Origin of the sequence: Hoeflea sp. Naph1, from assembly GCF_046837775.1 — a bacterium.
In the GTDB taxonomy this organism is placed as follows: Bacteria; Pseudomonadota; Alphaproteobacteria; order Rhizobiales; family Rhizobiaceae; genus Hoeflea.
In genome coordinates this window covers 1,144,524-1,157,205 of record NZ_CP177286.1, presented here as the reverse complement: position 1 = coordinate 1,157,205, position 12,682 = coordinate 1,144,524, and the positions used below count along the sequence as shown (strand labels likewise).

Annotated in this window: 12 protein-coding genes; 7 read left to right on the top strand and 5 right to left on the bottom strand. The window is 60.5% G+C overall.

Annotated features, from left to right (window positions below; genetic code table 11):
* Positions 1-7 precede the first annotated feature (7 nt).
* On the top strand, positions 8-661 hold the full coding sequence (locus ACK6D9_RS05460; protein WP_322990469.1) for a non-canonical purine NTP pyrophosphatase: 654 nt from the start codon (positions 8-10) through the stop codon (positions 659-661).
* Between the two features lie 29 nt (positions 662-690).
* Positions 691-1,872, top strand: a complete 1,182-nt coding sequence (hemW, locus tag ACK6D9_RS05455) for a radical SAM family heme chaperone HemW (RefSeq protein WP_412050930.1) — start codon at positions 691-693, stop codon at positions 1,870-1,872.
* 34 nt (positions 1,873-1,906) lie between these two features.
* Here hemW and ACK6D9_RS05450 read toward each other — a convergent pair whose 3' ends face one another.
* Positions 1,907-3,742 (bottom strand): putative bifunctional diguanylate cyclase/phosphodiesterase, encoded by a 1,836-nt coding sequence (locus ACK6D9_RS05450; protein WP_412050929.1) that lies wholly within the window; start codon positions 3,740-3,742, stop codon positions 1,907-1,909.
* A 472-nt stretch (positions 3,743-4,214) separates the two neighbouring features.
* Here ACK6D9_RS05450 and ACK6D9_RS05445 point away from each other — a divergent pair, with 472 nt between their 5' ends.
* The 3 genes from ACK6D9_RS05445 (at position 4,215) to ACK6D9_RS05435 (ending at position 7,836) form a co-directional block, all read left to right on the top strand.
* The gene (locus ACK6D9_RS05445) at positions 4,215-6,392 is read left to right on the top strand and encodes an EAL domain-containing protein (RefSeq protein WP_412050928.1); all 2,178 of its coding nucleotides are present in this window, start codon (positions 4,215-4,217) and stop codon (positions 6,390-6,392) included.
* A gap of 116 nt (positions 6,393-6,508) precedes the next feature.
* Entirely contained in the window at positions 6,509-7,471 is a 963-nt protein-coding gene (gene rsmI, locus ACK6D9_RS05440; RefSeq protein WP_412050927.1) for a 16S rRNA (cytidine(1402)-2'-O)-methyltransferase, read from the top strand.
* Positions 7,468-7,836 (top strand): YraN family protein, encoded by a 369-nt coding sequence (locus ACK6D9_RS05435; protein WP_412050926.1) that lies wholly within the window; start codon positions 7,468-7,470, stop codon positions 7,834-7,836. Before rsmI ends, ACK6D9_RS05435 begins: the two co-directional genes overlap by 4 nt.
* A gap of 23 nt (positions 7,837-7,859) precedes the next feature.
* On the opposite strand, the gene ACK6D9_RS05430 is transcribed toward ACK6D9_RS05435, so the two are convergent.
* Positions 7,860-8,621: a hypothetical protein gene (locus tag ACK6D9_RS05430; RefSeq protein ID WP_322989552.1), complete on the bottom strand. Its 762-nt coding sequence runs from the start codon at positions 8,619-8,621 to the stop codon at positions 7,860-7,862.
* Positions 8,622-8,635: 14 nt separating this feature from the next.
* A complete protein-coding gene (locus tag ACK6D9_RS05425) occupies positions 8,636-9,646 on the bottom strand; it encodes a YHYH protein (protein WP_412050925.1) in 1,011 nt (336 codons plus the stop codon).
* A gap of 73 nt (positions 9,647-9,719) precedes the next feature.
* Between ACK6D9_RS05425 and ACK6D9_RS05420 the strand changes: the two genes are divergently transcribed.
* Positions 9,720-10,217, top strand: a complete 498-nt coding sequence (locus ACK6D9_RS05420) for a MarR family winged helix-turn-helix transcriptional regulator (RefSeq protein ID WP_322989550.1) — start codon at positions 9,720-9,722, stop codon at positions 10,215-10,217.
* A 96-nt stretch (positions 10,218-10,313) separates the two neighbouring features.
* Positions 10,314-11,261, top strand: coding sequence for a glutathione synthase (gene gshB / locus ACK6D9_RS05415; protein WP_322989549.1), 948 nt, complete (start codon positions 10,314-10,316; stop codon positions 11,259-11,261).
* A gap of 24 nt (positions 11,262-11,285) precedes the next feature.
* Here the strand turns inward: gshB and ACK6D9_RS05410 are convergent, their stop codons facing one another.
* Together ACK6D9_RS05410 and ACK6D9_RS05405 are read right to left on the bottom strand one after the other, a co-directional pair.
* On the bottom strand, positions 11,286-11,537 hold the full coding sequence (locus tag ACK6D9_RS05410) for a YciI family protein (RefSeq protein ID WP_322989557.1): 252 nt from the start codon (positions 11,535-11,537) through the stop codon (positions 11,286-11,288).
* 196 nt (positions 11,538-11,733) lie between these two features.
* On the bottom strand, positions 11,734-12,525 hold the full coding sequence (locus ACK6D9_RS05405) for an outer membrane protein (RefSeq protein WP_412050924.1): 792 nt from the start codon (positions 12,523-12,525) through the stop codon (positions 11,734-11,736).
* Between the last annotated feature and the right edge of the window lie 157 nt (positions 12,526-12,682).

Here is a 12,682-nt window from a genome sequence, read left to right as displayed (position 1 = left end):
ATAGAGAATGGCACACGCACCGTTGAGCGAAATTCTGGTCGCCAGCCACAATGCCGGCAAGATCGCCGAGATCCGCGATCTGTTCGGCCCGCTTGGCGTCTCGGTCACATCGGCCGCGGAGCTTGGCCTGGCCGAACCCGAAGAGACCGGCGATACCTTCGAGGCCAACGCCGCCACCAAGGCGCTGGCCTCGGCCCGAGCATCAGGCAAGATCGCGCTGTCGGATGATTCCGGGCTGGAGGTCGACGGGCTCGACGGTGCCCCCGGCGTCTATACCGCCGACTGGGCAACCATGGCCGATGGCACGCGCGACTTTGCGGTGGCTATGCAGAAAGTGGAAGATGCGCTTCAGGCCCGCGGGATAGTCACCGATGCCGGGCGCAGTGGCCGCTTTGTCAGCGTGCTGTGCCTGGCCACGCCCGAAGGCGAGGTCAGTTTCTACCGCGGCGAGGCCCCCGGCACGCTGGTCTGGCCGCCACGCGGAACCTCCGGCTTCGGCTATGATCCGATGTTCCGGCCCGACGGCCATGACCGCACCTTTGGCGAAATGACGGCCGAGGAAAAGCACGGCTGGAAACCCGGCCAGAGCCAAGCGCTTTCACACCGGGCGCGGGCCTTCAAGCTATTTGCCGAACAGTGCCTGGGCGTGCCTGCAACGTGAGCCCCCCCCTTTCGCCATTACCGACAACCGTGCAGGATTCCGGATCGACGCTGGCGCCGGACACCGGCAAGCCCGGATTCGGGGTCTATCTGCACTGGCCGTTCTGCGCAGCCAAATGCCCCTATTGCGATTTCAACAGCCATGTCCGGCACGGCGGCGTTGACCAGAACGCCTATATCGCCGCATTTCGTGCCGAGATCGCCGCCATGCGGGCGCTGTCCGGCCCCCGGGTTGTCACCAGTATCTTTTTTGGGGGTGGCACACCCTCGCTAATGGCGCCGGAAACGGTGGGCGCCATTCTCGATGCGGTGCGTGCAGCCTGGGTGGTGCCCGACGGCGTTGAAATCACGCTGGAAGCCAATCCATCAAGCGTCGAGGCGGGCCGGTTTCGCGGCTATCGCGACGCCGGCGTCAACCGGGTCTCGATGGGTGTGCAGGCGCTCAATGATCCCGACCTGAAGCGGCTTGGACGTTTGCACGGAAGAGCCGAGGCGCTGACCGCAATCGGGCTGGCGCGGGATATCTTTCCGCGGATGTCGTTCGACCTGATCTACGCCCGTCCCGACCAGACGCCGGAGGCTTGGGCTGCCGAACTGGAAGAGGCGATCTCGCTGGCTGCTGATCATCTGTCGCTCTACCAGCTGACAATCGAGGAAGGCACGCCGTTTTACGGCCTGCACAAAGCCGGCAAGCTGATCGTGCCGGATGGCGATCTGTCGGCCGAACTTTATGAACTGACCGGCCAGGTTTGCGCCAGCCACGGGTTGCCTGCTTACGAAGTGTCAAACTACGCCCGACCCGGCGCCGAAAGCCGCCACAATTTGACCTATTGGCGCTATGGCGATTACGCGGGCATCGGCCCCGGCGCGCATGGGCGATTGTCTACCTCGGGCGGCAAGATCGCCACGGCAACCGAACGGACGCCGGAGAAATGGCTGTCGCTGGTGTCGGAAAGCGGTCACGGCATGATCGAGACCAGCGAACTCACGCTGTGCGAACAGGCCGACGAGCTGCTTTTGATGGGCCTGCGGTTGCGCGAGGGCATCGATCTGGCACGCTGGCAAAAATTGTCTGGGCGCGCACTCGACCCGGAGCGGACCGGCTTTCTGGTTCACCACGGCATGATAGAGGAAATGGGCCCGAACCGGCTGCGCTGCACGCCGCAAGGCATGCTGGTGCTTGATGCGGTAGTGGCCGATCTGGCGATCTGAACCCCTGCATCGCACGTCACCTGCGGGACGGTGATCAGCCCGCCATCTGGGCTGGACCGGTTGTTTGCGGGAGAAAACGTTCAAGCTCGCTGGCAGGCACCGGGGGCGAATAGAAATAGCCCTGGACCAGCCTTCCGCCGAGAATATTCAGCGCGGCAAGCTCCTCTTTGGTTTCGACGCCCTCGACCACGCAGCCAAGCCCCATGTCGGAACTCAGCGCCAGCAGAGACTTGACGATCTTGTAGCTGGCGGGATTCCGGTCGAGATTGGAGACGAAGCTGCGATCTATCTTGATCTTGGTCAGCGGCAAGGCGTGCAACTGGCTGAGGCTGGAGTAGCCCGTTCCGAAGTCATCGAGAGCAATGCCGCATCCGAGCAATTTGAGCATGTCGATGGCCGCTTTGGCCTGGGCGAAATCATGGAGCATAGCGGTTTCGGTGAGTTCCAGATCCAGCCGTTTGGGGTCGATGCCGCTTGCCAGGATGGTGCCGACAATGAGCGACACCGCCTGTGAGGAGCTTATGTCATGGGCCGACAGGTTGAATGACAGCCCCACATTATCAGGCCAATGAGAGGCCGTTGTCAGAGCCTTTTTGAGCAGGATTCGGGTCATTTCGCTGATCAGCCCTGCCCGCTCGGCGACAGGGATGAAATCGGACGGCGGCACATTGCCGAGCACCGGACTGGTCCAGCGCGCCAGCGCCTCGAAGGCCATGGTCTTCCCTGTGTCGATGGCGATGATCGGCTGATAGAACACTGTCAATTCGGCATTCAGATCGGCGTTAAGCAGCGCCTGTTCGATCCGGGTGTTCTGTTCGATCTCGACCATGTGCTGTTCGGTAAACAGCAATGGATGGCTGCGTCTGGTGCGCTTGCTGCAGTAAAGTGCGTAATCGGCCCGTTCATAAAGTTCCTGCGCATGACCCGCCGTATCCGGATAGACCGAAAAACCGATCGATCCGGATATCTGCACGGTGGTTTCAGCCAGGACGAACGGGGTGCGCAGGGCCGCGCAAATCCGTTCGCCCAGGGCCAACAGTTGGGTATCGTCGGGACAATCGACGACGGTGAGAGCAAACTCGTCGCCGCCGAGCCGGGCGATATGGTTGCCGTCTCCTGCCTCATCGGCAAGCCGTTTGCCGACCTCGACCAGCAGCTTGTCGCCGATCTTGTGGCCGTACAGATCATTGACAGGTTTGAAGCCGTCAAGGTCGATGACGCCGACAGCGAGACGTTTGCCCTCGAGTTTGTCAAACAAGCCTTCGAGGCGGGCAAAGAATTCGCGACGGTTGGCAAGCTCGGTCAGGCTGTCGAGATTGGCCAGCCGGGCATTTTCCCTGCTGATCGCTTCCAGTTCGGCGCGGACGCTGACTGCCCCGGCGAAATGCCGGAACTGAACAGCCATCACCAGCAGCAAGGCGACTGAAACCAGCACCAGATTGATTGCCATGCCCATGAACGCGGTGATGTCGGCGATGCAGAAATAGGCCACGAAAATGCAATTGACGACGATTGCGACCATGATGGTTGCTGATCGCAATTGCTGCAGACAATTGATGACGCCGAGGCCGGTGATGGCGATGAAAAAGGCAATCGACCCCTGCATATAAGGATCGCCATAGGGAAATAGCGACAGCGCCCAAACGGTCATCAACACGGTGAGCAGGAATGCAAGCCGGGTGGTAAGTGTCAGTGCTCGATGCGCATATTTGACAGTTGGAACCACATGCCGCAACCGCCACCAACCGACAAGGCGGGCACCACATATGGCGGTAAACCCCATGGGAATGTAGAGCGAAAGCCACAGTGGCGCAGTCGACAGGAAGGTGATTGAGAGCGCCCAGGCATTGATGAGCACAATACTGTACATCAATGGAACCTGGTTTGAGACAACCTCAAACTGGGCCCGGAGCAGATCGCCATCTTCCGAGGGAACCGACATGATACGGTAAATGCGGTCAAGTATTTTTCTTATCAAAACTGAGCCGCCATCATGCTGGTGCCACAAGATATTGTTTGCGATATTGTTTTGACTGTACTTGTATTTTGTTAAATTTGGGTTTCAGGAGATCCGTGATGCGCCGGTTGGTTGTGCAAACCTGAGCAGCAGCTCCTCCAATATGCAACCTTTTAGGTGCGGAGTGACGCAACGACCTGTGGTTGAACAAATCTTTTTCCGCGTTACTCCGTGATCCGGGACGCTTCTTCATTCCCACAAGTCGATATGGTGGATACGGGACTGCATGGTTAATAATTGATGCAAGAAAAAATCCGCCTCATCTTAATTTTTGTCTAATATTCGTTTGTCATAAAGGACCACCAACACGTGGGAGTAATGACGAATGCTCAGAGCTCTTCGGCTGCTCAACAGCATAACCGGCAGAATAACAACGCGACTGGTCGTCATTGTCTCGATCTCGATTCTGATCACCGCTACTCTTGGATACGTCAAACTCTACCAGGTGACGGCAGCCGATTCTTCAGTGCGCATCGACCGGGCGGCGCGCACGGCGGCCGCGCTTTTTACTGAAAATCTCGGCAGCGAATTCCTGACCATCCATGCCCCGGATGGCGCCCCGCTGGCGCTTCGGCTGAAGGGCGACACGGCCGATGTTTCGCTGTCTTTCCGAAGCCAGCATGACGCGCTGCTGAAAGACATCGGCCAGATAAACCAGGGCGCAGCCAACCTGTTCAGGTTGAATACGGAAACCGAGGCTTTTGATCGCTTCGCCACCACCTTTCGCAAGCCTGACGGTTCGATGCCCCCGCCGATGTCGATCAAAGCCGGGCATCCGGCATACGAGAACCTGATCAACAACCGGCCCCACCTCGGCGAGGTGCCGGTGATGGGGCGGATGCGGCTGGCATATCTGACGCCGATCCAGACATCGCTCGGCGCGGTCGCGGGAGCTCTGGCTGTCGATGTCGGCTGGGTGGACGACCTGATTGCCGCGCGCGACGAGTTGCGCACGCAGGTTCTGATCGCCGCCGGGCTCGTGCTGGTGCTGGTCGCCGCACTGGGTGCCTGCTTCATGAGCACCGAATTGAAGCCACTGCGGGTGCTGGCCAAACTCGCCGACGATCTGGCCGCTGCCAAACCATCCGGCTCGGTGCCCTACATGGAGCGAAACGACGAAGTCGGCGCTCTGGCGCAGGGGCTCGACCGGGTTGTGACCCTGCAAGGCAAGCTTGCACGGCTGGCCTACAGCGATGAATTGACCGGGCTGAGCAATCGATGCCGACATCTCAACGATCTCGAATCGGCGCTGCACGAGTGCCTCTCCGGAGCCGGCAAGTGGGCGTTGGTGCATCTCGATATCGACAATTTCAAGCAGATCAACGATGCCTACGGACAAGCTACCGGCGATGATCTGCTCAAACTGGCCGCCTTGCAGATCGTGGATATATTTGGCTCGGATGCGCAGGCCGCACGGCTGACATCGGACCATTTCGTGATTCTGATCGGTGGCGACAACTCGGCCTCGCGGGCCTGCGCACTCACCGAAAGGCTGCTCGATGGCTGGCGGCAGCCACACCACCTGCCCGCCGGAGAAATCCACATAACCGGCTCTGCCGGTATCGTGGTTTTGCATCAGGACGCCGAGGACGCAGATCAAGCCAACCGGAACGCCGAATTGGCGCTTCGCAAGGCCAAGGCCAGCGGCGGTGATCAAGCAGTGTTCTTCACATCTGATCTCAACGACGCGTTCCAGGAACAGATACAGATGGAACGACTGCTGCGATCAGCAATTGCAGCGCGCGAAATCGAGATCTACTTCCAGCCGCAAATCAACCCATCGACACGTGCGTTGACCGGCCTTGAGGTCCTGGCACGGTGGACCCATTCGAACGAAGGGCCGATTTCGCCTGCCCGGTTCATTCCGGTAGCCGAAGCCAGCGGACAGATTGTCGAACTGGGAACACTGATACTCGATCTCGCCTGCGAGCAGGCGGCGAAATGGCGCCGGATGCAGTTCGAGTTCAAACATATTTCCGTCAATGTTTCGCCGATCCAGCTTTGGCAGAGCAATTTCGTCGGTCTGGTCAAAGAGACGCTCGAGCGCCATGGCCTGTCGGGCCGCGATCTCTGCATCGAGATCACCGAAAGCGTGTTCGTCGATCACAGCGAACATCGCATTGCAGCGGTGCTTTCCGCCATCCGGGCGCTGGGCGTCTCGCTGTCGCTTGATGATTTCGGCTCCGGGTATTCATCGCTGGGCTATCTCAACCGGCTGCCGTTCGACCAGTTGAAAATCGACCGAAGCTTCGTTTCCGACGTCGATACCGATCACCGCAAGCAGCGGGTCCTGCGCGGCGTGCTCGAACTTGGCCGCGGCCTCGGCTTCAATCTGGTAGTGGAGGGAACGGAAACCCTCGAGGAGGTCAACGTGGCCTGCGACATGGGGTGCGATTCTGTTCAGGGCTTCTATTTCGCGAGACCGGCACCGGCCTTGCTGATTCCCGAGATGGTGAACAGGATTGCCCGCTTGCGGCCAGACTCCGAGGCCATCTCCGCCTGACACCTGACATCTTGCCGTTGTTTTTTGCCCCGTTCCGGCCTATCCCGTAAGGGCACGCTCGAACCCGGATACCGGCTGGCCCGCATCCACGAAATTCAGATGGCGGCGGAGCGAAGATGACACGCAAGCACTCACAAACCCGAGCCGAAACAGACGCCCGCAAGGCCAGTGATCCGGCTGCGCAGCCTGAGCGGCTGTTCCGCATCGGCACGCATGAGGTGGCCGCCCGGCCGCTGTCGCCGGGACTTTATCTGGTAGCCACCCCGATCGGCAATCTCGGTGACATCAGCATCCGCGCGCTGGAAACGCTCGCCGGCGCCGACATCATTGCCTGCGAGGACACGCGCGTCAGCCGGGTGCTGCTTGATCGCTTCGGCATCACCACCCGGCCTTACGCTTATCACGAGCACAATGCGGAGCGCGTCGGGCCGAAACTGATGGCCGCTCTTGATGCGGGAAAGAGCGTGGCGCTGATATCGGACGCCGGTACGCCGCTGATTTCCGACCCCGGCTACCGGCTGTCGCAAACTGCAATCGAAGCCGGCGTGCCGGTGATCCCGATCCCCGGCGCTTCGGCGCCGATGGCAGCGCTTGTGGCTTCAGGCCTGCCCAGCGACGCGTTCCTGTTTGCAGGGTTTCTGCCATCCAAGGACAAGGCGCGGCGCGACCGGCTTGGCGAATTCAAGACGGTGGCTGCGACGCTGATGTTTTTCGAAAGCCCGAACCGGCTGGCCGCCGGCCTCAAATCCGCGGCCGATGTCCTCGGAACGGACCGGCCGGCCGCCGTCTGCCGGGAACTGACCAAGGCCTACGAGGAGATACGGCGCGGCACGCTGGGCGAGCTTGCCACACAGTATGAAGACGAGAATGTGCGCGGCGAGATCGTGCTGGTGATCGGGCCCGGTTCGACGCCGTTGCCTTCGGAGACTGATGTCGATGCGCTGCTGGCCAAGCTCGCGGCGGAGCTACCCGCCGGCAAAGCCGCAACAGAGGCGGCGCGGCTGACCGGGTTTCCGCGCAAGGATCTCTATCAACGGCTTCTGGACATGAAGGACCTCGCTGCGAAAGGTGATGCGTGAGCGCGGGCGACAGGCTCACTCGAAAACGGCGTTCCGAACGCATCGGCCGCCGCGCCGAATGGCTGGCGGCCCTTGCCCTGCTGCTCAAGGGCTACCGGATACTGGCGCTGCGCTACCGCACACCGGCAGGCGAGATTGACCTGGTGGCACGCAAGAGCGACCTGATTGCCTTTGTCGAGGTCAAGGCACGCCGCGATCTGGCTTCGGGGGTTGATGCCGTGAGCTATGCGGCGCAACGACGGATTCTGGCTGCGGGCGAGTTGTTCATCAGCCGGCAGCCCGATTCAGCCCAGCTTTCCTGGCGTTGCGACATCATGGTGGTCAGCCGCTGGCGCTGGCCGGTGCACTTGCAGGATGCGTTTTGAACGTTGGCGGGTGGCGCCCTCTGTTACGCACCTGGGAAGCCGACCGCCCAGGGTGGGACTGCGAGAACGAGGTGGGTGACGGCCGCGTCGAAAGCGTAGAACGACCAGTGCAGCCCATAGGCCCAGCGGAAGCCGTGCTTGAGACGCAGATACAAGTACGGAACAACAAGCCCGAACAGGGATGCTGCAATGGTAAAGCGGGCCACATAGAGCGGTGAAAAGCCGTCGAGCGCCAGCAGCAGATGGAAGCCGCCGAACATCAGCCCCATGCCGACGGCGATCGCCAGCATGGAGAGTTTCAACTCGGCGGCGGTGTAAATCAACGACGCCACCAGAACCTGCTGGAACAGGATATCCGCCGACTTGGGGAGGTAATACCAGCCGGACGCGAACATGAACTCGGGTGGATCGCTGGGCGCGCGCCACACCGAGACCGGTGGCAGGCTCGGCAGGATGACGGCTACGAAAATCGCAAAAATCAGCATCAACGGGGCCATTGCCACGGCATGAGCCATGATCTTTCGGCGAACCAGGCTGCCGGCCAGAACCTTGCGGAACCAGAGCAAGGTCAGCCCCGTCCAAATCAGGTAATAGGCGGCGAACAGTGCCGGAGCGTCGTTGTAACCGCTCTCCAGATGCAAGGCATCAACCAGGGCGTAGTAGCCGTAACTCGAGGCCGACCACAGGGCAGCGACGCTGAGCAGGGTGAGTCCCAGTGTGACGCCAGGATACTCCGTGACGTCATCTCGGGTGGGACGAAACCTGCTCAGGCGCGTGCTGCTCATGACGAACTTTCCGTTTATGGACGCGGCGGGCGCACGGAAGCGTCGCAGACTGCATCACCGTCTTCGAGCGCGCAGCCCGCCTGGGCGGTGAGGCAGCCCAGAATAGCGTTCGAGCCTGCGGTTCCTGCGTGGTAATGATAGGCCAGTCCCTCGGCCTCATGGCCGTTGCAGCTGTCCAGATCGTCCGGATCATCGCCCGATCCCGTCAGGTGCGGGAATATCTGGAACCCGTCCATGGCAATGCCGATCTGGGCGCCGTGCTCCGCCACAACCGGCCCCGGCGTCGCCGGCGACTGCTGCAGGCAGTCGGTGACGGCATGGTAATGATAACCGACATGCGGATTGACGTGCCCGCCGCAATCGTCAAAGGGTGCGATGGTGTGAGCAGCGGTGATTGCGTCCAGCGGCGCAGGGCCATCCAGCCGTATGCCGTTATAGGCGATACCCGATCCGGAAAAATTTGTGGGCTGCGGCTGGCTTGCTTCCTGCGGCTCCATCGGGATCACATAGGTCATGGTCGCGTCTTCCGGCATGTATTCGGGCAGGCACTGGACGCAGTAATTGTTGTAGGCCGGATCAACATCCGGGCGCGCGGCAGCCTGACAGGCCTGCAATGTACCGGTGAAGCGGATATCGCCGGTGTCGGGGTCAAACAGCTGCCACTCCGCATCGCCATAGAGTTCCGCAAGGTTCTTGATGAAACTGCCGTCAACGTCGTGAACCTCGCCATCCTTGAGCCAGATGCCGCCCGCCTCCGCACTGTCGGCGATGTTGCCGGGGCACCAGGGGCCGGGCGTATAGGTTTGCGGATCGGGTTTGACGGTGATCGAGAAACATTTGGTCTTGGCGCCCTCGGAGAGTGTGCAGTCGACGATCTCCAGCGCCTTGACCAGATCCGCGTTCTGGAAAAATGCGGCAATGCCGTCAATCGCTTCTTCCGGGCTATGCGCAAACCCCGCTGTTGAGAAGGCTACCATTCCGGCGGCAAGGGAGAGTTTCAGACCTAGGGTGGTCAATCTCTTCATGGTGCATTCCTCAGCTTGGGTCAGGGGCGAGCGCCCTTGCAATTCGCTATATGTTAGTATACTAACTGTTAGTATGCAACTCGATACCTTCACCCTGCACTTTCTGCTGCATTCGGCGACCCTCCTTGAGGAGCAGTTGCGGCTGCGGCTCGCTGAACTTGACGTATCACATCGGCAGGCCCGGATCCTTGATGCACTCGACCGCATGGGCGAGGCCTCGCAGGCGCAGCTTGCGCGGGAGTTCGACCTGACGCCGGCCAGCATGAGTACGATGACCGTGCGGCTGCTGCAGGTCGGTTTTATCTCACGTGCGCGCCACCCCGATGAAGCCCGGAGCAATGTCCTGCAGCTGTCCGACAAGGGCCGCAGCCTGTTGTCCGAGGTCCGCAATGCCTGGGCAGATGTTGACCGGATGATCGAAGCAAGGATCGGGCAGGAGAAAGCCGAACAGCTTGCCACGCTGACACGCGAGTTGCGTGATGCGCTGGGTGGACGCGTGCCGGGTCAGGCGAACCCCACGGGCCGTGGCAAAGCAGTTGCTGCCGGTTCTGGGCCAGGCAAAGCCATCTAGTTCTCATTACTGGCCTCCAAACTGGCCTCCCCCGTTGCAATCCCCCCCACCCACGCCCTATGTGGGAGCTTACAGTATGGCGGAGAATTCAGACCCATGAGCAAGATCCAGAATGTCGCGGTCCAGATGGACCATGTGCGCTCGATCAAGATTGCCGGCGATTCCACCTTCGCCATGTCGCTGGAAGCGCAAAACCGCGGCTACAAGCTGTTTCATTACACGCCGGACCAGCTGTCGATGCGTGACGGGCGGATCGAGGCGGTGGCGGAGCCGATGATCCTGCGCGATGTCGAGGGCGACCATTTCGAGCTCGGACCGCAGGAAAAGATCAATCTGGCCGACATGGATGTGGTGCTCTTGCGGCAGGATCCGCCGTTCGACATGGCCTACATCACCTCGACGCATCTGTTGGAGCGGGTTCACCCCAAGACGCTGGTGGTCAATGATCCGGCCTGGGTGCGCAATTCGCCAGAGAAGATCTTCGTCACCGAATTTCCCGACCTGATGCCAAAGACCCTGATCAGCCGCGATCCGGCGGCGATCAATGATTTCCGCGCCGAGGTCGGCGACATGATCCTCAAGCCGCTTTACGGCAATGGCGGCGCCGGGGTGTTCCACATCAAACCCGACGACCGCAATCTCGCCTCGCTTCTGGAAATGTTTGCCCAGATGTATCGCGAGCCGTTCATCGCACAGGAATACCTGCCGTCGGTGCGGGCCGGAGACAAACGCATCATCCTGATTGACGGCGAGCCGGTCGGCGCGATCAACCGCGTGCCGGCGGAGACGGATGCGCGTTCCAACATGCACGCAGGCGGCCGTGCCGAGCACAGTGATCTGACCGAGCGCGAGCAGGAAATCTGCGCCCGCATCGGCCCGTCGCTGAAGGAACGCGGCTTCATTCTGGTCGGCATCGACATCATCGGCGACCTGATGACCGAGATCAACGTGACCTCGCCCACCGGCTTGCGCGAAATCAAGAATTTCGGCGGCCCGGATGTGGCGGCATTGTTCTGGGATGCGGTGGAAGCCAAGCGCGGCTGAGCTGACAGGCCGGCAAGCAGGCTGCTACTTCGGGGCCGCCGCCACATTACCGGGATTGAATTCGGTGATCTTGTAATCGGCCAAGCCGGCCTGATGAAACGGATCATCGCCGACAAGCGCCATGATGTCGGCGGCTGACTTGCCGCAGGCAATGATGATGCCGCCTGTGCGCAGAACCTTTGCGCCCGACGTCAGCAACAGGCCTTCGGCGTAGCCACGTTCGATGAAGGCCATATGCGGGGCTATCAGCGGATCAATCTGGCCGAATGCGACCACATAGGTCAGGTCGATGACAAAAAGATACCGCCATCTTCAAGAAAGGCCATCTGGCGCTCCTTTGAGTTCCGGCATGGGCAACCGGCTGCCCTCATGCGGATCAGCCGGCTGTTGCTGCCCTTCGGCGCGCGACCGGCCAGCAGGCGCCGGGTACCAGCGCACTGCTGCAGATTTGCCGATGATGCACTCGGACTGTCTAGAAGCGCTTGATCAGCGCCAGACGCAGATTGTGCGACTGGAAGTCAGACCCATAGGTGAAATCAGTCTTGCCGTCGCCGTTGAGCTCGGAACTGCCGCCGGCAATGTCTGGATAGTAGCTGAACACATAGTCGCTGCGCAGCACCCAGCCATCTGACAGCATGTAGCCCACGCCAACGCTGCTCGAAACGCCCAGCGCGGTTTTGCTGTCAGAGAATGTTATGTTGTGGCCGCCATTAGGGGTGTCGGAATAGTCATGAGTCATCTTGAACCGGCTGACCGACGGACCAGCGGACACATAGAACTGGAACGGGCCGGTCACGTAACCCAGTTTCGGGCGCAGGCTCAGCAGAAAATCGGACTCGACGGTGGTTCTGGTGGTGAACGTGTTGGTTGGGTTGTTATCGTAATTTGCAGGGCCAAAACTCTCGGTTTGCGAAAACCCCATGAAAGTCAGATCGCCCTCAAGACCGTACGTGATGTTGCCAGACTGAAAATCATATCCGGCCAGCACTGATCCGGTCACGTCCTGTCCGTCAATTCGCCGCTGAAGAACCGGGTTGACCTGATCCCGATCACTGCCGAGGGCGTTTGTGAAGAAGTAGTCGTTATAGACGACACCGGTGTCAGGTTTGGCCGCACTGTGAGCGCCACCCAATGCCCCGCCGAGATAAAAGCCCTGCCAATCTGCGCCGGTGGCGGCCGTGTCATCGGCCAGTGCAGGGGAGGCAGCCAGCGCAGCTGCTGCAACGCCAGATAAAATGAGGGCTTCAACTCGTCCAAACCGCATGATCAATTTTCCTTGGGGAATCAGGTGATAATAGAAATTTCGAACCCCTGACTCGCAAAATCAGCCTCTATTCGCAATACTGAGTTATACTTGCCGAGTTCTAGTTGTTTTAAGGCAAATCCGCGCTGCTCTGCGGCGATTGATCCGTTCCGACAGA